The sequence below is a fragment of the Leptotrichia hofstadii genome (assembly GCF_007990525.1).
Classification (GTDB): domain Bacteria; phylum Fusobacteriota; class Fusobacteriia; order Fusobacteriales; family Leptotrichiaceae; genus Leptotrichia; species Leptotrichia hofstadii.
Genome location: NZ_AP019823.1, coordinates 2,244,400 through 2,266,031, shown reverse-complemented (window position 1 = coordinate 2,266,031; position 21,632 = coordinate 2,244,400). Strand labels below are relative to the sequence as shown.

15 protein-coding genes, 3 tRNA genes and 3 rRNA genes are annotated in these 21,632 nt (G+C 36.0%); 16 read left to right on the top strand and 5 right to left on the bottom strand.

All coding sequences use genetic code 11. From position 1 onward, the window contains the following. Positions 1 to 29 precede the first annotated feature (29 nt). The 16 genes from def to cobK all read left to right on the top strand — a co-directional run bounded on the left by def (position 30) and on the right by cobK (position 14,354). Complete coding sequence (gene def / locus FVE77_RS10660; RefSeq protein WP_026745771.1) at positions 30 to 545, top strand: peptide deformylase; 516 nt, start codon at positions 30 to 32, stop codon at positions 543 to 545. Positions 546 to 570: 25 nt separating this feature from the next. Beyond that, the gene (gene fmt, locus FVE77_RS10655) at positions 571 to 1,536 is read left to right on the top strand and encodes a methionyl-tRNA formyltransferase (protein WP_026745772.1); all 966 of its coding nucleotides are present in this window, start codon (positions 571 to 573) and stop codon (positions 1,534 to 1,536) included. A gap of 40 nt (positions 1,537 to 1,576) precedes the next feature. Further along, positions 1,577 to 2,233: a redox-sensing transcriptional repressor Rex gene (locus FVE77_RS10650; RefSeq protein ID WP_026745773.1), complete on the top strand. Its 657-nt coding sequence runs from the start codon at positions 1,577 to 1,579 to the stop codon at positions 2,231 to 2,233. 11 nt (positions 2,234 to 2,244) lie between these two features. Further along, a complete protein-coding gene (folD, locus tag FVE77_RS10645; protein ID WP_408610380.1) occupies positions 2,245 to 3,138 on the top strand; it encodes a bifunctional methylenetetrahydrofolate dehydrogenase/methenyltetrahydrofolate cyclohydrolase FolD in 894 nt (297 codons plus the stop codon). Between the two features lie 36 nt (positions 3,139 to 3,174). After that, the gene (accB, locus tag FVE77_RS10640) at positions 3,175 to 3,648 is read left to right on the top strand and encodes an acetyl-CoA carboxylase biotin carboxyl carrier protein (protein ID WP_026745775.1); all 474 of its coding nucleotides are present in this window, start codon (positions 3,175 to 3,177) and stop codon (positions 3,646 to 3,648) included. A gap of 54 nt (positions 3,649 to 3,702) precedes the next feature. Beyond that, positions 3,703 to 4,992, top strand: a complete 1,290-nt coding sequence (locus FVE77_RS10635; RefSeq protein ID WP_026745776.1) for a hemolysin family protein — start codon at positions 3,703 to 3,705, stop codon at positions 4,990 to 4,992. Positions 4,993 to 5,001: 9 nt separating this feature from the next. Next, positions 5,002 to 5,454: an NUDIX domain-containing protein gene (locus FVE77_RS10630; RefSeq protein WP_026745777.1), complete on the top strand. Its 453-nt coding sequence runs from the start codon at positions 5,002 to 5,004 to the stop codon at positions 5,452 to 5,454. Positions 5,455 to 5,630: 176 nt separating this feature from the next. After that, positions 5,631 to 6,161: an adenine phosphoribosyltransferase gene (locus FVE77_RS10625; RefSeq protein ID WP_026745778.1), complete on the top strand. Its 531-nt coding sequence runs from the start codon at positions 5,631 to 5,633 to the stop codon at positions 6,159 to 6,161. A 681-nt stretch (positions 6,162 to 6,842) separates the two neighbouring features. After that, a 16S ribosomal RNA gene (locus tag FVE77_RS10620) occupies positions 6,843 to 8,354 on the top strand. Positions 8,355 to 8,396: 42 nt separating this feature from the next. After that, positions 8,397 to 8,473, top strand: a tRNA-Ile gene (locus tag FVE77_RS10615). Positions 8,474 to 8,484: 11 nt separating this feature from the next. Further along, positions 8,485 to 8,560: transfer RNA gene (locus tag FVE77_RS10610), tRNA-Ala, on the top strand. A gap of 76 nt (positions 8,561 to 8,636) precedes the next feature. Next, positions 8,637 to 11,547 (top strand): 23S ribosomal RNA (locus FVE77_RS10605). Between the two features lie 61 nt (positions 11,548 to 11,608). Then, positions 11,609 to 11,721: ribosomal RNA gene (gene rrf / locus FVE77_RS10600) — 5S ribosomal RNA — on the top strand. The 16S, 23S and 5S rRNA genes sit together here with 3 tRNA genes alongside, the layout of an rRNA operon. Positions 11,722 to 11,736: 15 nt before the next feature. After that, positions 11,737 to 11,813: transfer RNA gene (locus tag FVE77_RS10595), tRNA-Asn, on the top strand. Between the two features lie 703 nt (positions 11,814 to 12,516). Continuing rightward, complete coding sequence (locus FVE77_RS10590; protein ID WP_026746750.1) at positions 12,517 to 13,143, top strand: histidine phosphatase family protein; 627 nt, start codon at positions 12,517 to 12,519, stop codon at positions 13,141 to 13,143. Positions 13,144 to 13,544: 401 nt separating this feature from the next. Next, positions 13,545 to 14,354 carry a precorrin-6A reductase gene (gene cobK / locus FVE77_RS10585; protein WP_026746751.1) on the top strand — a complete coding sequence of 270 codons (810 nt, stop codon included), beginning with the start codon at positions 13,545 to 13,547 and terminating at the stop codon, positions 14,352 to 14,354. A 345-nt stretch (positions 14,355 to 14,699) separates the two neighbouring features. Here cobK and FVE77_RS10580 read toward each other — a convergent pair whose 3' ends face one another. From FVE77_RS10580 to FVE77_RS10560, 5 genes are all read right to left on the bottom strand, one after another. Next, positions 14,700 to 15,179, bottom strand: a complete 480-nt coding sequence (locus tag FVE77_RS10580) for a low molecular weight protein-tyrosine-phosphatase (protein WP_026746752.1) — start codon at positions 15,177 to 15,179, stop codon at positions 14,700 to 14,702. Between the two features lie 32 nt (positions 15,180 to 15,211). Next, complete coding sequence (locus tag FVE77_RS10575; protein ID WP_026746753.1) at positions 15,212 to 15,946, bottom strand: NAD-dependent protein deacylase; 735 nt, start codon at positions 15,944 to 15,946, stop codon at positions 15,212 to 15,214. Between the two features lie 87 nt (positions 15,947 to 16,033). Continuing rightward, positions 16,034 to 16,966 (bottom strand): dihydroorotate oxidase, encoded by a 933-nt coding sequence (locus FVE77_RS10570; protein WP_026746754.1) that lies wholly within the window; start codon positions 16,964 to 16,966, stop codon positions 16,034 to 16,036. A 38-nt stretch (positions 16,967 to 17,004) separates the two neighbouring features. Next, complete coding sequence (locus FVE77_RS10565) at positions 17,005 to 18,045, bottom strand: tetratricopeptide repeat protein (RefSeq protein ID WP_006806048.1); 1,041 nt, start codon at positions 18,043 to 18,045, stop codon at positions 17,005 to 17,007. A gap of 535 nt (positions 18,046 to 18,580) precedes the next feature. Then, the gene (locus tag FVE77_RS10560; protein ID WP_026746755.1) at positions 18,581 to 21,580 is read right to left on the bottom strand and encodes a S8 family serine peptidase; all 3,000 of its coding nucleotides are present in this window, start codon (positions 21,578 to 21,580) and stop codon (positions 18,581 to 18,583) included. Between the last annotated feature and the right edge of the window lie 52 nt (positions 21,581 to 21,632).

The following is a 21,632-nucleotide window of genomic DNA, read 5'->3' as shown; positions in this document are numbered from 1 at the left end:
TGAGTTTAATAAGGAGAGAAAAAATAAAAATGAAAATAGTTTTATATGGACATCCAACTTTACGTGAAAAATCAGAAAAAGTTGACGTAGTTGATGATAATATAAGAGAAATTTTAGATGAAATGGTTGCTCTTATGAGAAAAGCCAATGGAGTGGGACTTGCTGCAAATCAGGTGGATATTGCCAAAAGATTTTTTGTGCTGGAACACGAAGGAGTTGTAAAAAAAGTTATTAATCCAGAAATTTTGGAGTTTTCTGAGGAAATTGCAGATATGGAGGAAGGATGCTTGAGCATTCCAGGAATTTACAAAAAAGTAAACCGTCCTGCGAAAATTAAAGTGAAATATTTGAATGAAAATGGGGAAGAAGTCGTTGAAGAACTGGATGAAATGTGGGCTAGGGCATTTCAGCACGAATTTGATCACATAGAAGGAATCCTGTTTACAGACAAACTTTCGGTTATGAATAAAAGATTAGTTGCTAAAAAATTAGATGTTCTAAAGAAAGATTTTGCAAAAGGCAGAATTTACAGGGACTTGGACTAATAAAGTCAGGAAAGTGAGAAATTAAATGAAGACAATATTTATGGGAACGCCAGAATTTGCAATACCAAGTCTGGAAGTTGTATTTAAAAATACGGATTTACAGCTTATTTTTACAAAAGAGGATAAAATAAATGCCAGAGGAAATAAAATTATATTTTCTCCCGTAAAACAGTTTGGAATTGACAATGATGTTGAAATCGTTCAGCCAAAAAAAATGAAGGATGAAGAGGTTATAAACAAAATTAAGGAAATAAATCCTGATTTAATCGTGGTTGTGGCTTATGGGAAAATTTTGCCAAAAGAAATAATTGATATTCCAAAATATGGAATAATAAACGTGCATTCTTCACTTTTGCCGAAATATAGGGGAGCTTCGCCTATTCATTCTGCTATTTTAAATGGGGACACTGAAACAGGCGTGAGCATAATGTATATTGAGGAAGGGCTAGATTCTGGAGATGTGATTTTAAAGGAATATTGTGAAATTACAGAAGATGATACGCTTGGAACTCTGCACGATAAATTGAAGGATTTGGGAGCGGCTGGACTTAAAAAGGCGTTGAAACTGATTGAAAATGGGGAAGTTCAGGCAGAAAAGCAGGATGATAGCAAAGCCACTTTAGTAAAGCCGATTACAAAGGAGCAGGCAAAAATCGACTGGAATAACACAAAAGAAGTTATTTACAATCAGATTCGAGGATTAAACCCATTTCCATCGGCACATACTTCCAATGAAAAAGGCGAAAACATAAAAATTTACAAAAGTGAAAAAATTGAAAAAAAATATGAAGATGAAATAGAAAATGGTACAATTGTCGAAATTATCAATAAAAAAGGGCCTGTTGTAAAAGTTGCAAATGGGGGAATATTGATTTTGGAGGCAAAATTTGAAGGGAAAAAACTTCAAAAGGGAGTAGATATTATTAATGGACGTAAAATGGTAATTGGAGAAAAATTATTGTATAGCAATTCTAGTTTAAAAGGAGAATAGAAGACTAGGTTGTAATTTTCTAATTTTCATAGGAGGAAATATGAAGTTAAAAAAAATGGAAATTTCTGAAAGAGTTGTACAAAGGTTGACAGAATATTTATCTATTCTAAAAGAAGCCAGAAAACAGGATAATGAAATAAATTCAATCGAGCTTGCTAAAATTATGAACACCACTTCTGCTCAGGTACGTAAGGATTTATCTACATTTGGCGAGTTTGGTGTCCGAGGAAAAGGCTATGATATTGATAATTTGATAGAAATTATTACAAAAATTCTAGGAATTGATAAAATTAATCATGTTATAATTGCAGGACATGGTAAAATGGGAGAAATGATTTCCTCAAATCTTGATGTTCTAGGTGAAGGATTTAAAATTGTTGGAATATTTGATAAGGATAAGAATAAAATTGGAAAAACGACTGCTAATAATTTAATCGTTCAGGATATACAAAATGTTGATGAATTTATAAAAAATATGAAAAAAGAGTTTAATATAAAGATAGACACAGCTATTTTGGCAGTTGTAAAGGAACAGGCGCAAATCGCGGCGGAAGGGCTTGTAAAAAATGGAATTTGTGCGATACTTAATATGACTACTTACAAATTGGAACTGAATGAGAAAGTGAGAGTTGTAGACATGGATATTTCTGCAAAATTACAGGAATTAAATTTTTGGAGACTAAATAATACAAATTAAAAAATATAAAAATGAAAGGAGATACTGCTAGAACTGACTTAGTGGTAAAAGCTATGACTATAATTGACGGAAAGGCACTTTCAGAAAAGGTTTTGAAAGAAATTGAAAAGGAGCATAGTGAGCTGGAAAAAAAAGTTGGAAGAAAAGCTGGACTTGCAGTAATTATAGTAGGAGAAAATCCCGCTTCACAAATTTATGTAAGAAATAAAATAAGAGCATGTGAAAAAGTAGGATTTCATTCTGAAACAATTAGGCTTGATGAAAACATTACAGAAGAAAATTTACTTTTGGAAATTGAAAAATTGAATAACAATAGCAATATAGATGGAATTCTGGTACAATTGCCGATTCCAAAACATATTGACGGATTGAAAATTATAAATGCAATTTCAGCTGAAAAGGATGTGGACGGGTTTCACACAACAAATATTGGAAAAATGATGATTGGAGATGAAACAGGATTTTTACCTTGCACACCAGCTGGAGTAGTTCACATGTTTGAGGAATACAACATTAATCTGGAAGGAAAAGATGTCCTTGTAATTGGACAAAGCAATATCGTAGGAAAACCAATGACACTTTTACTTATAAAAAAACGTGCAACAGTTCAGGTATGTAATTCAAAAACAAAAAATCTATCTGAAAAGCTGCGAAAAGCTGATGTAGTTGTAGCAGCCGCAGGTTCTCCAAAATTGGTAAAAGCATCTGATGTGAAAGAAGATGTTGTTGTAATTGATGTTGGAATAAACCGTGTGGACGGAAAACTGTGTGGAGATGTGGACTTTGAGGAAGTTTCTAAAAAAGCCTCATTTATAACCCCAGTTCCTGGCGGTGTTGGTCCAATGACAATAGCAATGTTAATAAAAAACACATTCAAATCTTATAAACAAAAAATAGATAAATAATAAAATTATTAAATAAAAGGAAAGAGAGAAAAACTAATGAGAGATAAAATTAAATTTATTGAAAAATTAGCTGAAAGTATAAATGAAAATAAAATTGAGTCTGTAAAGTATGAAGATAACAATTTTGAAGTTTCATTAACAAAAAAAAGAAAAGAAAGAAATGTTATTTTTAGCAGTCCAATGGCTCAACCTGCAGCGGCAAATGTTCAACAAGAAGCAGAAACGCAGGAAGTGGATGTATCAGTCGAAACAGTAGTCACTCCAGAAGAAATTTCAGGAACAAAAATTACTTCCCCGATGGTTGGAACTTTTTATGCCTCGCCATCTCCCACAGCTGGTCCATTTGTAAAGGAAGGGGATTCTGTAACAGAAGGACAAACACTTTGTATTGTTGAAGCAATGAAACTTATGAATGAAGTAAAATCAACAGTTTCAGGAAAAGTGAAAAAAATATTGGTAAAAGATAAAGACGGTATAAAAAAAGGACAAACATTGATGATTATTGAATAAAATTAAATATTTAAGTTTAAATTTATAAATTTGAAAAATAAAGAAGGGATAAATTTGGAAGAGAAGAGGATTTTGTTAGATGTTATTCTATTATTGGTTTTGTTGTTTCTTACATCGTTTCTATCTGCGGCTGAATCAGCATTATCATCGTTAAAGCAAATTCATTTGAAAAGTGATTCAAAGGAAAAGGAGAAAACTAGAGAAAGTGAATTGCTAAAATTTTGGCTTGAAAATCCAAACGAATTACTTACGACATTGTTATTTGTAAAAACAATCTCATATTCATCCATGGTTTTTTCGGGAACTTATTTAATAAAAAAGCTATATAAAGACAATCTGTATATCGGAATTTCGTTTTTTATGTTAATTATTTTTATTCTTTTATTTTCTGAAATGATTCCAAGGTTAATAGCCAGAAATAATATTTACGGTGTTTCCAAAACTTTAATAATTCCATTAAATGCAGTGCGAATTGCACTAAAACCATTAATAAGGCTATTTATATATATTTCAAGGTTTATTGTCGGATTATTTAAGATAAAAGTGAAAGATCAAATGTTTGAAATAACAGAAGATGAAATTTTGACATTTTTGAAGGCTGGAACAGAAAGCGGTGTATTTGAAGAAGGGGAAGAGGAAATGATTACAAGTATTTTTGAATTTTCCGAAACAACAGTCAAGGAAATACTTACTCCACGAAGAGATGTATTTGCATTGGAAGCAGAAAGTAAAATAGACGATGTATGGGATGAAATTTTAGATCAAGGGTTCACACGTATCCCAATTTACACAGAAACAATCGACAAAATTGTAGGAACAGTCCATATGAAAGATTTACTCCGTTATGATAAGCAAACTGGAGAAAATCCTCCGATAAAGGATTTTATGAAAGAAGCCTACTTTGTTCCCATTACAAAATCCTTGATTGAGCTGCTGGAAGAATTTAAGTTAAAGCAGCTTCATATGGCAATAGTTATTGACGAATATGGTGGAACACAGGGAATTGTAACGATTGAAGACTTGCTGGAGGAAATTGTGGGAGAAATAAGAGATGAATTTGATCAGGAAGAAGAAAATATTCAGCAAATTCGTGAAAAAATATTTGATATAAAAGGAGATACACCTATTGAAGAAGTAAACGATAAATTGGAAATAGAAATTCCCTTGTCTGAGGAATATGACACTATTTCAGGATATATCCAAGATAAATTAGGGAAAGTTGCCGATGTTTTTGATCAGGTAAAGGATAAAAATTTTATATTAAAAGTTACAGATATGGATAATAAGCGTGTCGAAAGAGTAAGGGCGATTATTATTGATCAGGAAGAAGAAAAAGAAAAATAAGGAGAGAAAATGGAAGAAATCAGACCACGAATACGTGTGGCAGGCATTCTCATAGAAGATAATAAAATTCTATTAATTCAGCATTATAAAAATAATAAAAAATATTGGCTTATTCCTGGCGGAGGAAACGACTGGGGTGAAACTGCAAAAGAAGCTTTAATACGAGAATACAAGGAAGAAACAAATATGGACATAGAAGTCGATGAATTTTTATTTCTTTCAGAAACAATATTTCCTAATAAAGAACGCCACATTTTAAATTTATTTTTTAAAATACACCGAATTAATAAGAACAATGATGCTGTTAAATTAGGAGAAGAAGCTATTCTCACAGATTTAAAATTTGTAACAAAAGAGGAGTTGCAAACAATGATAATTTATCCAGACATCAAAGAAAATTTGTTAAAATTAATGAATGGCGAAAAAATAGAAACTTATTTAGGAAGTTTATGGAATGACTAAATATTGTAAATATTAGTTAGTTTATTGCAAAAAAAGCTTAATCAAACATTTGAATCCTAAAAATTAGGATAATGTGAAACAATTGAATTTTAAACAGGTAAAATGTGATAATATTTTTAGATTTGTCTAATAATAAATATATCGCTATTAATTTTAGAAAAGAGGAAAAAGAGAAAATGAAAATAGAAGAAAAAGAAAAAATAGAAAAATTAATCCGTTCAGTAAAGGATTTTCCTGAAAAAGGAGTAATTTTTAGAGATATTACAACAGCATTAAAAGATAAAGAAGGATTAGAAATTGTTATAAAAGATTTTACAGACAGATATAAAGATAAAGGAATAGACTACGTGGTAGGAGCTGACGCAAGAGGTTTTATTTTCGGAGCTGCAATAGCTTATAATATTGGAGCAGGTTTTGTTCCTGCAAGAAAACCTGGGAAATTACCAGCAGAAGTGGAAAGTGTAGAATATTCATTAGAATACGGAAAAAATAGCATTGAAATTCACAAGGATGCCTTTGGAAAAGGTTCAAAAATATTAATAGTGGATGATTTGCTAGCCACAGGAGGAACAGCCAAAGCTATGGCTCAGCTGGTAGAAAAACTAGAAGCAGAAGTATATGAATTAGCTTTTATGATAGAATTGTCTGATTTAAGAGGCAGGGATTTTCTTAAAGGTTATGAAGTTTACTCGCAATTAAAATATTAATTTGCAAAAGGAATTATTTTCAAGTTACAATAATTGGGAAAATTCCTTTTTATTGTATACTTAATTTTGAAATAAAGAAATAAAAAAACATTAAAATAAAAGATACAATACCTGAATCCAATTTCAAAACATATTTACTATGTATCTAAAAAGTTTATTTGACAATTATCAAAATAATGAAATTTCAACAATTTATTGAAAATAAAAATTATTACGCATTTTTTAAGTAATAAAAAAAATATATTCAAATCTATTTTAAATTAAACTACTAAAATTATATAAATTTAGAGAATGAGTAAAATAACTATAACTTTTTAGTGTAAAATTAAAGAAGTTTTACTATATAGATAATAATAGAAATTTTAAGTTTTCAGACTTTTCTAATAAAATATTTAACATAATACAAATCAAAATTAGATTTTAAAGCACTTTCTAAGAAATAAAAAATAGACTACGAATAAAAATATTCAAAAACCCAAATTTTTTGAAAAAAAGTAGTTGACAAATAAATCCAGTTATGATAATATATATCCTGTCGATACGAAATCGTGTCGCAGGACAATTGAGATAAGAATAGAAGAAGCAATAATGTGTAAAAGATAGATAACAGTCAAGAGCTCTTGTTGTAAAACAAGATTCTCGTCAAGACAAAGGTGGAACTTAAATATATGTAAAATATATTGAATGAAGAGTTTGATCCTGGCTCAGGATGAACGCTGACAGAATGCTTAACACATGCAAGTCTTTGGCGAATCTGTGCTTGCACAGGCTAGCCAAGGCGGACGGGTGAGTAACGCGTAAAGAACTTGCCCTGCAGACAGGGATAACAGACGGAAACGACTGACAACACCTGATACAGTTGCCGGCACGCATGTGCCCGGCAATGAAAAGAGATGCTGCGGGAGAGCTTTGCGTCCTATTAGCTTGTTGGCGGGGTAACGGCCCACCAAGGCGATGATAGGTAGCCGGCCTGAGAGGGTGGACGGCCACAAGGGGACTGAGATACGGCCCTTACTCCTACGGGAGGCAGCAGTGGGGAATATTGGACAATGGGGGCAACCCTGATCCAGCAATTCTGTGTGCACGAGGAAGGTTTTCGGATTGTAAAGTGCTTTCAGCAGGGAAGAAGGAAGTGACGGTACCTGCAGAAGAAGCGACGGCTAAATACGTGCCAGCAGCCGCGGTAATACGTATGTCGCAAGCGTTATCCGGAATTATTGGGCATAAAGGGCATCTAGGCGGCCAGGCAAGTCTGGGGTGAAAACTTGCGGCTCAACCGCAAGCCTGCCCTGGAAACTGCCTGGCTAGAGTGCTGGAGAGGTGGACGGAACTGCACGAGTAGAGGTGAAATTCGTAGATATGTGCAGGAATGCCGATGATGAAGATAGTTCACTGGACGGCAACTGACGCTGAAGTGCGAAAGCTGGGGGAGCGAACAGGATTAGATACCCTGGTAGTCCCAGCCGTAAACGATGATTACTGGGTGTGGGCATGAAGAGTGTCCGTGCCGAAGCAAATGCGATAAGTAATCCGCCTGGGGAGTACGGCCGCAAGGCTGAAACTCAAAGGAATTGACGGGGACCCGCACAAGCGGTGGAGCATGTGGTTTAATTCGACGCAACGCGAGGAACCTTACCAGATCTTGACATCCCACGTATGCCTGCGAGAGCGGGCAGTGCCTTCGGGAACGTGGAGACAGGTGGTGCATGGCTGTCGACAGCTCGTGTCGTGAGATGTTGGGTTAAGTCCCGCAACGAGCGCAACCCCTATCGCCAGTTGCCATCATTAAGTTGGGGACTCTGGCGAGACTGCCTGCGAAGAGCAGGAGGAAGGTGGGGATGACGTCAAGTCATCATGCCCCTTATGATCTGGGCTACACACGTGCTACAATGGCCGGTACAGAGAGCTGCGAAGTGGCAACGCCCAGCGAATCTTCAAAGCCGGTCCAAGTTCGGATTGAAGTCTGCAACTCGACTTCATGAAGCTGGAATCGCTAGTAATCGCAGATCAGCAATGCTGCGGTGAATACGTTCTCGGGTCTTGTACACACCGCCCGTCACACCACGAGAGTTGTTTGCACCTGAAGCTGCCGGTCTAACCGCAAGGAGGAAGGCATCTAAGGTGTGGACAGTGATTGGGGTGAAGTCGTAACAAGGTATCCGTACCGGAAGGTGCGGATGGATCACCTCCTTTCTAAGGAGCTAATTCACTGCACTGCTTCTTCGCATATCTTATGGGCGTGTAGCTCAGGTGGTTAGAGCACTGTGCTGATAACGCAGGGGTCGCTGGTTCGAGTCCAGCCATGCCCACCATATTATGTCTTGGGGATATAGCTCAGTTGGGAGAGCGCTGCCCTTGCAAGGCAGAGGTCAGCGGTTCGAACCCGCTTATCTCCACCAATTAATATTTAGGACAATGGGAAATGAATAGTAGGTATAAAGATTACAATGAAACTGGAGTAAAAGTTATTCTGGATAAAAAGCTAACAAGGGCACACGGAGGATGCCTAGGCAACAGCAGCCGATGAAGGACGTGATAAGCTGCGATAAGCCGGGAGGAGATGCACATAATCGTTAATCCCCGGATTTCCGAATGGGAAAACCTGCATGCCTGGAGGGCATGCGTGAAAACGGTAAGCCCGCGAACTGAAACATCTAAGTAGCGGGAGGAAAGGAAAGTAAAAACGATTCCCTGAGTAGTGGCGAGCGAACGGGGAAAAGCCTAAACCGTGCCAGTGCCAAGCGGACAGCGTTGCTGGCACGGGGTTGTGGGACTTCCATTAACGGATTGTCATAATGTTTAAGCTGTATGTATGTAAGTAGAATCAGCTGGGAAGCTGAACCAAAGAAGGTGATAGTCCTGTAGAACATAAAATACATATAGTGACTGGAAGCACCCGAGTAGCGTCAGGCACGAGGAATCTGGCGTGAATCAGCGTGGACCATATCACGCAAGGCTAAATACTGTTGTTGACCGATAGTGAAGAGTACCGTGAGGGAAAGGTGAAAAGAACCCTGAGCAAGGGAGTGAAATAGAATTTGAAACCGTGTGCTTACAAACGGTAGGAGCGCTTTGTGCGTGACTGCGTGGATTTTGGTTAATCATCCTGCGAGTTATGATTAGTGGCAAGGTTAATAAAGTGGAGCCGAAGGGAAACCGAGTCTTAACAGGGCGTTAAGTCGCTAGTCATAGACGCGAAACCTAGTGATCTAGGCCTGTCCAGGCTGAAGCTGAGGTAAGACTCAGTGGAGGGCCGAACTCACCGCCGTTGAAAAGTTGGGAGATGAGGCAGGTCTAGGGGTGAAAAGCCAATCGAACTAGGAGATAGCTCGTTCTCTCCGAAATGCATTTAGGTGTAGCCTTGACGTTAAGATATGTGGGGGTAGAGCTCTGTATGGTCTAGGGGGCGTACTGCTTACCGAAATCAAGCAAACTTCGAATACCATATATTAATAGTCAGGAGTGAGTCCGCGGATGACAAGGTCCGCGGACGAGAGGGGAACAGCCCAGACCGCCAGCTAAGGTCCCTAATTATGTCTAAGTGGGAAAGGAGGTGGATATTCACAGACAACCAGGAGGTTGGCTTAGAAGCAGCCATGCCTTGAAAGAGTGCGTAACAGCTCACTGGTCGAGAGTATCTGCGCCGAAGATGTAACGGGGCTAAGACATAAACCGAAGGCCGCGGAGGCGTGTCTGCACGCCTGGTAGGAGAGCGTTCTGTAGGCCGTTGAAGGAATGCCGCAAGGCCGTTCTGGAGGTATCAGAAGTGAGAATGCAGGAATGAGTAGCGAGAAGGCGGGCGAGAATCCCGCCGGCCGGAAGTCCAAGGTTTCCAGGGGAAGGTTTGTCCGCCCTGGGGAAGTCGGGACCTAAGCATAAGCAAAAATGTGATGGCGAATGGAAAACAGGTTAATATTCCTGTACCGCTGTTATCGCCCTCGAGAGACGGAGTGACGCAGGAAGGTATGCGGGAAGGCTGACGGAATAGCCTTTCTAAGGGCGTAGCATGGGCATGCAGGAAAATCCGCATGCCTAAATGTGAGACCTGACGGGTAAGTGCATCTTGCATAAGCCGCAGATCCTACACTGCCGAGAAAAACTTCTATCGATGAGAACCAGCGCCCGTACTGTAAACCGACACAGGTGGACAGAGTGAGAAACTTAAGGCCGACAGGATAACTCTAGCTAAGGAACTCTGCAAAATAGCCCCGTAACTTCGGGAGAAGGGGTGCCTGACATACCTGAGAGGAGAAGCGCCTCAAGGGGAAACAGGCCGCAGTGAAGAGTCCCAAGCAACTGTTTACCAAAAACACAGGTCTATGCTAAGCTGGAAGGCGACGTATATGGGCTGACACCTGCCCAGTGCCGGAAGGTTAAGAGGAGGACTGAGAGGTCCGAATTGAAGCCCCGGTGAACGGCGGCCGTAACTATAACGGTCCTAAGGTAGCGAAATTCCTTGTCGGGTAAGTTCCGACCTGCACGAATGGTGAAATGATTTGGGAGCTGTCTTGGCTGGAGACCTGGTGAAGTTGTAATGCCGGTGAAGATACCGGCTACCTGCAGTAGGACGGAAAGACCCCGTGGAGCTTTACTGCAGTCTGGCATTGGGTTTTGGCTGTGTGTGTATAGGATAGTTGGGAGACTGTGAAGCTGAGGCGTCAGTTTCAGCCGAGTCGCCGTTGGAATACCAACCATATGCCGTTGAAATTCTAATCTGGTAACGGAGACAGTGCTAGATGGGCAGTTTGACTGGGGCGGTCGCCTCCCAAAGAGTAACGGAGGCGTTCAAAGGTTCCCTCAGGGCTGGATGGAAATCAGCCTAGGAGTGCAAACGCATAAGGGAGCTTGACTGCAAGACTGACGGGTCGAGCAGGCACGAAAGTGGGAGTTAGTGATCCGGCGGTTCCGTATGGAAGGATCGTCGCTCAACGGATAAAAGCTACCCCGGGGATAACAGGCTGATACTTCCCAAGAGTCCATATCGACGGAAGTGTTTGGCACCTCGATGTCGGCTCGTCTCATCCTGGGGCTGGAGAAGGTCCCAAGGGTTGGGCTGTTCGCCCATTAAAGAGGCACGCGAGCTGGGTTCAGAACGTCGTGAGACAGTTCGGTCCCTATCCACTGCAGGCGCCTGAGCACTGAAAAGATCTGACCTTAGTACGAGAGGACCGGGTTGGACAGACCTCTGATGTACCAGTTGTCACGCCAGTGGCATGGCTGGGTAGTCACGTCTGGGACGGATAACCGCTGAAAGCATCTAAGCGGGAAGCCGGCTTTGAGATGAGTGCTCGCAGTATCCATGGAGAACACATGGTTGATAGGCCAGGGGTGCAAGCGCAGCAATGCGTTCAGCTGACTGGTACTAATATTACATCTGCTTTTTAGTCAATCTTTTACTGCTACTATTTATTTCCCATTGTCTTAACTTGACAATTTAGTTTTTAAAGTTTGGTGATGCTAGCAGCAGGGATACACCCGGTCACATTTCGAACCCGGCAGTTAAGTCTGCTTACGCCTACGATACTTGGATTCGTCCCGGGAAAATAGGCAGTTGCCAAACTTTTTTCTTTTGCGTGTCTCCGTAGCTCAGCCGGTTAGAGCATCTGACTGTTAATCAGAGGGTCGTTGGTTCGAGTCCAACCGGGGACGCCATTTTTTTGTAGTTATTTTCAATTCATCTTTTCAATATTATTTATATTATTATTTTCCGTTTAAATAGAGAAATCAAAAAATTTATGGAATTAAAGTCATTTTTTCAAGATTATGTTATTATATTTGTTTGCTAACTATTAATTTTTTTTATTAAATTTTGTCATTATGTATAAGCTAAAGGTTAGAAATTAATGAAATTAATGAAGTTTATATTGTTTTCCAAAATAAAATTTTGAAAAGATGCTCAAGCAAATCAAGATAGCGTATAGGCTTTTTGCTATTGTCTTTATTATGTCATTATTTAAATATGTAACTGTTATTGCGAAATAAGAGAAAAGAAAAAATGACAATTGTTTTCTCCTGTCGTATAATAAGAAAGAGATTATTAAAAACAAGTAAGCGGTTCTTGAAAATCTAAATAAAAATTTTTAAAAATTAGGTTTGATTTTTTTAAATAAGGCTGTCAAATTATTATTGTAGAATTTAATCTCTATTTTTTTTTAATGGTTTAATACAAGAGAAAAAAGCTGTAAATATTATTTTAAAAAGTAACTTTACAACAGAGAAAAAATTTGATATTCTAAGTAGTACACGAAAATATTTTCTAACATATAGATTAATAAAATGAAATAAATTTAAAATAACAAGTAGTATTTTCTTGAGTATTAAAATGTATAAGAATAGTAGAAAGGAATATGTGTGAATGAATAATAAATTAAAACTATATATTGTTAGGCATGGACAGACTGAGTGGAATGTGCTAGAAAAATTTCAAGGACAGCTAAATTCACCACTTACACTAGAAGGAATAAAAAAAATTAAAGAAACTTCAGCAGAACTTGAAGATATAAAGTTTGAAGCTGTTTATACTAGTGAACTAGGCAGAACAATTTCTACTGCTGATATAATTTTGCAACATAACAATTTTGAAAAAGGAAAAAACAATAGTGAAAAATTAAGACTTCAAAAATTGTCCGAATTAAATGAAATTCATTTTGGAGAGTGGCAAGGGATGGATTTTAAGGAAATTTTTTTGAAATATCCAAAAGAAGCCCATAGTTACTTTTACGATGTGAAAAATTATACCGCTAAAAATATAAAAGGTGAAGAACTGAAAGATGGATTGGAACGTTTTTTAAAAGGCATTGAAAAAATCAGGACTAAATATAAATCTGGGAATATTTTAATTATAACACATGGAACAGTCCTAGAACTTTTTTTAAAGCATATTCAAAATAAAAAATTCTACGATTTGGATGAACGGAAGTTAATAGGCAATGGACAATACAAGATTTTTACTTTTGAAAGTGGAAAATATGTTATACTGTAAATAATTTTTATTTAGTCTGTTTAGCAAGGATATTCAAAATATTTTTTTGTAGAGTAAAAATTATAATCTGAAACTATTTAATAAACTTAATATTAAAGATTTTTTATGTAAAAATTGAATTAAAAGATATTATAAATTTTAATATTTTTAGTTTATAGTAATGTATTCTACAATCTGGAATATTAAAAATAGAAACAGTTTTTTATTTCTAAACTATCGATTTTTATTTCTCTTTTTTAATTATTAATAGACTTTTTTTTAAAATAAATTTATAGAAAATTATAATAAATAAATTGTAAATAATACTTGCAAAAGTTTAAATTATTAGTATAATAGTAAGGTAGTAGTTGCAAGTGTATTTGAAGCTGCTAAAAATTAGAACATTAGGAGAGGGAAATTAAATGATTTGGATAATTGGTGGAACAAAGGATTCCAGAAGTATTTTAGATGAAGTTTTGAAAGTCAGGGAAGATGAAATTATTGTGAGCACAGCTACTGAATATGGTGGGAAACTGCTTGAAGATGTGGCTAAAAATGAACAAGTGCATATAATTTCAGAAAGATTAAATGTATTGCAGATTGAAAGCATGATTTTGGAAAAGAAAATTGACTTGATTATTGATGCCAGTCATCCGTATGCACAGAATATCAGTAATACTGTTATTTCAATGGTAAGCTATCTAAATGAAAAAGCTGCAGCGGGAAAAGAAATAAAATATGTGCGATTTGAAAGAAAAATGATTGACTATGGAAATGAAGATGTATTTCAGTTCAATAATTTACAGGAACTAATTAAATTTTTGAATAAGGTTGAAAATAAGAATGTTCTGAGTACGTTGGGATCTAACACTTTAGCAGAAATAAAGGAAATAAGAAATAAAAATAATTTATTTGTCAGAATACTGCCGACGACAACTTCCATACAAAGAGCAGAAGAGCTTGGATATCTGCCTAAAAATATAATAGCAATGCAGGGACCGTTTTCTAAGAATATGAATATTGCAATGTTAAAGGACTTGAAGATTGATTATCTTATTACGAAGGAAAGCGGTGAGACTGGTGGAGAGCTTCAGAAAGTTGAAGCATGTCAGGAATGTGGAGTTAAAATTTTAGCAATAAAGCGTCCAGTGTTGAATTATGGAGTATCCTTTCATGCAATTGAGGAGTTGATTAAGTATATAGCAGAGCCACTCGAATCTGAGAAATGTTGATTGAAACATCTTGAATCTTTTACAATATTCAGTATAAACAATGTCATGTTGAAAGGATTAAATTAATAAAACTAGAAAATAAACTGTTCTAAATGATTTGATAATTTTAAGAAATGGGAAAATTATGTAATACTTTGAAAGTAGGTAATGGAGGAAATTTAGAGTAAGATTTTTTGATAAAATAGATTGTATAATAAAATTGGTGCTATTCATTAAAAAAATTGATAAATGTTTAGCACCAAATGTTTTTATAACTATAATCAATCCACTTAAGAATAGGAGTAAAAATATTTAACAAGCAGATAGCTTTCTAGATACAGATGGATACAGCTTAACCTTCTATTCTTATTTACTGGAATTGTTATTATTTAAATCATTCCTTTTAATAAATTCTAATAACGCTTTACAACCTTTTACCACATCATCATAAGTTGTATCAAAATCGCCAGTAAACCACGGATCTTTTATTTCCCGTTTTTCTCCTGCATATTCTAACAGCATTTTTATTTCGCCTTTATTTTTTCCATCTGTAAAAAGTTCGATATTTTCTATATTGCTTTCGTCCATCCCAATAATATAATCGGCATCCAAATCATCGTTATTTAAAATTCTGGAATACATTCCTTTTACACTTATTCCTTCTTTGGCGAGCCTAGTTTTAGTACCGTGATGAACTGGATTTCCGTGTTCCCATGAACTTGTTGCTGCTGAATCGATAATAATTTTATTAGAAAGGCTTTCTTTTTTTACCATTTCCCGAAAGACTGCTTCTGCCATTGGGGAACGGCATATATTTCCTAGACAGACAAATAATACTTTTACCATTTTCACCTCTTTATTTTTTTATTTTAATCTAATTATTTTAATTTTTTAAAAACTTCTCCTATGCTTTCGTGTATAACTAAATTTGCAAAAGTGTCCTGCTCGGTCTTGGATTTATTTATTAACACGAGATTTTTTCCTTGAAAATAATGTATAAGGGAAGCGGCTGGATACACGATAAGTGAAGTTCCGCCTATAATTAGTGTATCAGCTTTGGATATTTCGTTTATTGCTTTTCTAAAAGTATCTGGATTAGGAACTTCTTCATACAAAGTAACATCTGGTTTTATAATTCCGCCACATTTTGAACAATGAGGGATGTTTTCAGTTTCACAGATTTCTAAAAATTCTTCCATATTATATTTTTTACCGCAAATAACACAAGTATTGCTGTCAACAGTTCCATGCAGTTTCAAGACGTTTTTGCTTCCAGCCATTTCATGCAGGCAGTCGATATTTTGAGTAATAACAGCCGTCAATTTTCCATCTTGTTCCAGCCTTGCCAAATATTTATGAGCAAAATTCGGTTTTGCATTTGGATAAACAAGATGTTTTTTATAAAAATCGTAAAATTCTTCTGGATATTTCTCGTACATTGTGTGAGAAACAAGCTCTTCTGGAGAAAAATTCCTATCAAGTTTTAAATTGTAGACTCCATTTGCACTTCTAAAATCAGGAATGCCTGATTCCGTAGAAACTCCCGCACCTCCAAAAAAGACAACTCTTTTACTTTCATCAATTGTTTTTTGAAGCAAACTTATTTTATCCATTTTTATCACCTTGCTTTTTTTACTTTGTTTTTCTATTATTAAATTCACTATTGAAATAGAGGGATCAAAAAAATTTATTGTAAAAAATTATAAATATTTCAATTTTCCTCTAAAATCTTCAATAGTTTTGTATCCTTTTTTATCCATAATATCTTTTAATTCGTTAGTTATTCTCTCAAAAGCGACAGGACCTTCCTTGTGCAAAGTTGTACCAATCTGAACCATGCTCGCTCCACATAAAATATGCTCAAAAGCATCTTGTCCTGTAAGAACACCGCCTGTTCCAATAATTTTAATAGATGGGTTCAACCTTTGATAAAAGGCGTGAACATTAGCAAGGGCAGTTGGTTTTATATATTCTCCACCAATTCCTCCAAATCCATTTTTAGGCTTTATTACAACGCTTTCGTCTTCAATCACAAGCCCATTTCCAATACTGTTTATACAGTTTATAAATGTTAGTGGAAATTTATTAAATACTGTAGCTGCCTGATCGAAGTGGACAATATCAAAGTAGGGAGGCAATTTTACTCCAAGCGGCTTTTTGAAATATGAAAAAATATCTGCCAGCAGCTTTTCAGTAGTTTCCAGATCATAGGCAATTTGAGGTTTTCCTGGCACATTTGGACAAGACAGGTTAAGTTCTGTTATTCCCTTAAAATCACTTTCCTGAACTTTTTTTAGTAATGCGTGAGTGTCTTCTGTCGACATTCCTACAAGCGAGAAAAAGAAAGTTCTGTGAGGATGTGTTTTCTGCAATTCCAGTAAATAATCTAAATAGTAATCAAATCCCAAATTTGGAAGTCCCATTGAATTTATGCTTCCTAGAGCTGTGTCATGATACCTAGGCTCTGGATTTCCAGGACGGGGCTGTAATGTAGCAGTTTTCGTGACAAATGTTCCAGCCTGTGAATTTATAAGTTGTTCCAATTCATTTCTGTCGTAGCAGTAAACTCCCGCTGCATTCATAAAGCAGTTTTCAAAATCAAAATTACCGATGGATGTTTTTGTAGTTGCCATTTTTCCTCCTAAGATTAATTGTTTTATTTTTATTTAAATTACAGATGTAAAGCTGATTTGTAGTATTGGATAGCCAATTTCAACTGTTCTGCTTCTTCGTAAAGTTTTGCAACTTCAATTACATTATCAGAAATTTTTAGATATTCGCTACCTTTCAAGTTTTGCTCAGCCACATCGAATTTTCCAAGTTTTATACAGCATTTTCCAAAATTGAATTTAAGTTTTGCTTCGTCAATTTTTCTCATGTCAACTTTTGCATTTTCCCGTTTTTTTCCTTCAAAAAAATGTCCGTAGTTTGTGTAGGCAAGATTATAGTTCTTTTCATCAGCAAATATATTTCCAAGTGAGGCAAAGGCTTCCAGATGATTTTCATCAGCAAGCAATGTTAAATAGTGCTTTGCAAGAGTGAGATTGTTTTTATCAATATAAAGTTTTGAAAGTACTTCCTGCGCTCTTTTGTTGTCATAGTCATCTGCTGCTGTTTTTAGATGTCTTTCAGCAGTTTCGATATCCTGTTTCTCTCCATAAAGCTTTCCAAGGAGATAATATGCTTCCCCGTTGTCCTTGGCCTTATGTAGATATTCTTCAGCTAGGTCAATTTGACCGTTATCATAATAAATTTTGGAAAGCAGTACCTGTGCTTCCTGGTCTCTTTCATCAGCAACAGGTTTTAAGTAATCTATTGCCAAATTTTTCTTTTTGAATAAATAATATAATTTTCCTAAGTGATACTGCGCTCTTTGATTTCCATTGCTTATAGCCTGTTTATAATAGTACTCTGCCAGCTCAAAGTTTGCCTTTCTTTTATAAACAGTTCCGAGTTTATCCTGCAGTTCAAAATCTCCGCCGTCAGCGATTTTCTTTAAATATTTTTCTGCCAGATTTAGTTTATCATATTTCAGATAAATATCAGCAAGCAAGAGAAAGGCCTTTCTGTTACCGCCTTTGGCAGCTTCCTTCAAGTATTTTTCAGCAAGTATGTCGGAACCGCTGTCATAGTAATTTTTCCCCATTTCATACATTCGTCCAGAATCATCATTTTCAATATTATCGAAATTTTCAAATTCGATATTTTCCATAACATAAACCTCCTATTTTTCAATATTTATTTTTTATTGTCTCCAAATTTATAGTCAATATGCTTAAAAATAGAAATAAAAATATTTAAAAGTAATGAATTGACCATTCAGCTTAATCTTCTGCTTTTATTTTAAATTAGAATTGTTATATTATTCAAAGTTTGGAGTTTAAATTTAAAATTATTACATTATTATATTATACTATATTTTTTTATATTTGTCATATTATTTCAGAAAAATAAAAAAAATTTTGTGAGTTTGTTTTTTTATTCTCAAAATCGCAATATTAATTATGACATTTTACTAAATTTCTTTAATTAAAAAATGCTTATATTTCTGAAAAATTTTAGACTGGGTAATTAAATGCGATTGGAAATTTGGAAAGGCTGGGTTGAAATTTATAAAATATATGTTTAGAGGAAATAAATTTTTATTAAAAATATTGGAAGAAAAATAAAAAAAGTTGTAACAAAGTCTGAATGCTACAACTTCTTCTGTATTTTATTTAAAATGACTATCCTGGTAAAAAATTACGCTAGAAGTTAAATCTAAGCCCTGTAGTAAACACATTGCTGTTCCCTTTGCCCTTTCCGCTGTCAACAGAGCCGTCATAGTTTACATACCATCCGAATTTGGAATTCACTTCAGTCAATGCTCCAACTCCTGCCCAAGTTTTATTTTTAGCAAGCCCTATTCCTTTTACCTTGAATGTTGCCCCCGGCAGTCCTGTATATCTTGCATCAAAACTTAAATCCTGATCATTGAAAGCTCTCTGATGTGTTACATAGCCCTGGAATGTAGTCTTGCTTCCTCCGTTCCAGTTTACAGCTTTTCCAATTCTAACTCCAAGCAGTGCGGATGTCTGGTTATAGTTCTTCTTGTCAGCAGTCAGTCCAAACTGGCTCTTTTCTTCCGAGAACGACCCTCTTACGACTGTATCATGCGTCAGTCCCGCAAATGGTGTTACAACGAAGTCGCCATTACCATTTTTAATGTCGTATCCTGTTTCTAGGTATCCGGAGTAAACTTTATCGTTATGGTTAATTTTAGCCCTTGTATAGTCATTAGAGCTTAAAATAATGTCCCTTTCAACATCACTGTCAACAAATCCAATTCCAAGACGTCCTTGCAAGTAGAATGGAATATTTTTGTTTCCTAATCTTCCATACAATGAAACTCCGAAGTTGCTGGCATCAGATTTACCGCCATATCTGTTAAACTTAACGTTAGCCTTTGAGTAGGACAATGCAGTACCTAGAATCAGGTTTTCACCAAATTGCCTATCAACTCCAACTTGTCCACCAAATACTTTAGTGTCTCCCTTACCGTATCCATCTTGTTTTAATGTACCATTAGCTCCCAATCCAGAAATCCATAGTCCAAAATTATCTCCAACATTGTCAAGAGTACCAAGCATAACTAATCTATTTGACAAGTCTTTATTTACAGTTTGTGAATGCTGGAAAGTAAGAGCCTGTGCAGAAGCATAGATTTGCCCAGATAGGCTGTCTAGGACTGCGGCTCTGTTTGAATGGTTGAGAGACTGGAGCTTGGCGGCCTTTCTTTCAAACTGTGCAACATTTCCGGCAGTGCCGTTTTCAATGTTTTCGTCCAAGTTCTGGAAGGCAGTCTCCAAGTTTTGAGCAGTATTTTTCTGCATTTCATCAGATTCTGCGATTTTTTCTACATATTCCACCATATTTTTTCTGCTTAATTTTACATTTATTTTATTATCTGAAGTTTCCACAGCCCCATTTATCAATTCAGGAGTTTCCACTCTGTCAAAATTTCCATTAATCCCTTTTTCAGCTTCAATTACAGCCGAAGACATAGTTTTTGCGGTGATGTACTTTCCATTGCTTAATGTTTGTAAAGTTGTATTTCCTCCATTTAAGTTTACAGCCCCTCTTACTGTAAGTTTTGTCCCTATTTCTGCTTTTGTTACAGAACTGGCAGTTGCAGTGTAATCTCCTGTTATAACGGCTCCAGAGCCTCTATTTTCCAAAGTTCCGCCTTCATTTTTAACATTTACTGGCGATAGGTTTCCGCTGTAATTTCTCAATCCAATCACAGTTGTAGGAGTAGTTACTAAAGTTCCGCCTGATTTTATAGTTATTGGCGATCCATTTTCTTTTTGTATTTCTAAAATTCCGCCTTCTATAGTAGTAGCTCCTTGATAATCATTATTTCCAGATAATATTAATATACCATTACCAGATTTTTTAAGTCCTCCTAAACCTGTAATGTTATTTTCAAATTTTGAAGTTATATTATCTCCAACATTAGCATTAAATTGTCCACTCAATCCAGCATTTGCGGCTCTTTCTCCTACGAGTAGTTCTCTACTGAATTTAGCAGGTCCTTTTAATGCTTTTTCTTCGTTTAAAAGACCCCATCCAAATATTTCATCTACTCCTGGTTGTCCCAAATCTGTTGCAGTTGTTAATATTGTCTGCTGTATTTCATGCCCTGTCATCCAAGGGAATTTCTCTTTTAATTTAGCTGCGGCAGCTGATACTTTTGGAGTAGCAAAAGATGAACCGTATTCTGTACATCCTGGCAATCCGCATTCTCCATTTGCAGCTACAGTCCACCACATTGCTCTTCCTGCTCTTGCTAAAAGAGGATTATATTCAGTTCCATCAGGACGCACTCCCATTACAGCAATCCATCCTTTATAAAGTCCAGATACATAATAAGGCAACCCTGCTTGAATACTTGCTTCATCCATAGTTGTTCCATCAGCACGTCTATTACCTGCAGCCCAAATAAACAATGAATCTTGGTCTACCGCATTTCTGTAAAAATTTATTAAATTGTTAACTCTGTTATCGTTTTCTGATAGAGCAATTGTTTCGCCAAGCTTTCTTAAATATATTCTAAATGGTTCCCTAAAATTATTGAAGTTAAATTCTCCTAATATTTGCTGGGTTCCAAAAGAGTGGCTGTATATTCTGACACCTTTATTTTGAAGATCTAGATATTTATCTATATCTAAATAAAAACCGCTTCCTTGACTAACGCTTACACCATGGATTTTTGCCCCAGTCGCACCAGTACCGCTATTCCCACCTAAAATAGAAGCTACAAGAATTCCATGATTGCTTTTACTTAAATAAGCTGCATTAGTAACTATCGGCTCTTTAATAAATCTATCTTTAAATTCCCTGTCTATTATTTCGTCAATATAACTTCTCTTGTTGTATAATTGGTTAGTATGAACATCAGATGATAGAAAATCGCTATCTAAAACTGCTACACTAACGCCTCTCCCAGTAAAATCCGTGTTTTTAGGAACTTGGCTTGTAGAAGAGTTATTGTTATTAGATCCCGATTGGGATGGGTTATTTTGTGTTTGACCAATATTATTTGGTAAATTTGGATTTTGTGCCTGATTATTAGTATTACTGCCAGGCTGGCTTGGTGTTGGAACAGGAGTGGCAGAACCTGTTTGTGAAGAACCGCCTCCACCTCCGCCGCCTCCACAGCTTGATAAAGCCGTGATAAGACTAGCTAACAGTAAAATCTTTTTCATATTTATTTCTCCTTTGTATCTTATTTGTTTATAATTAATTTTTTATTCGTTA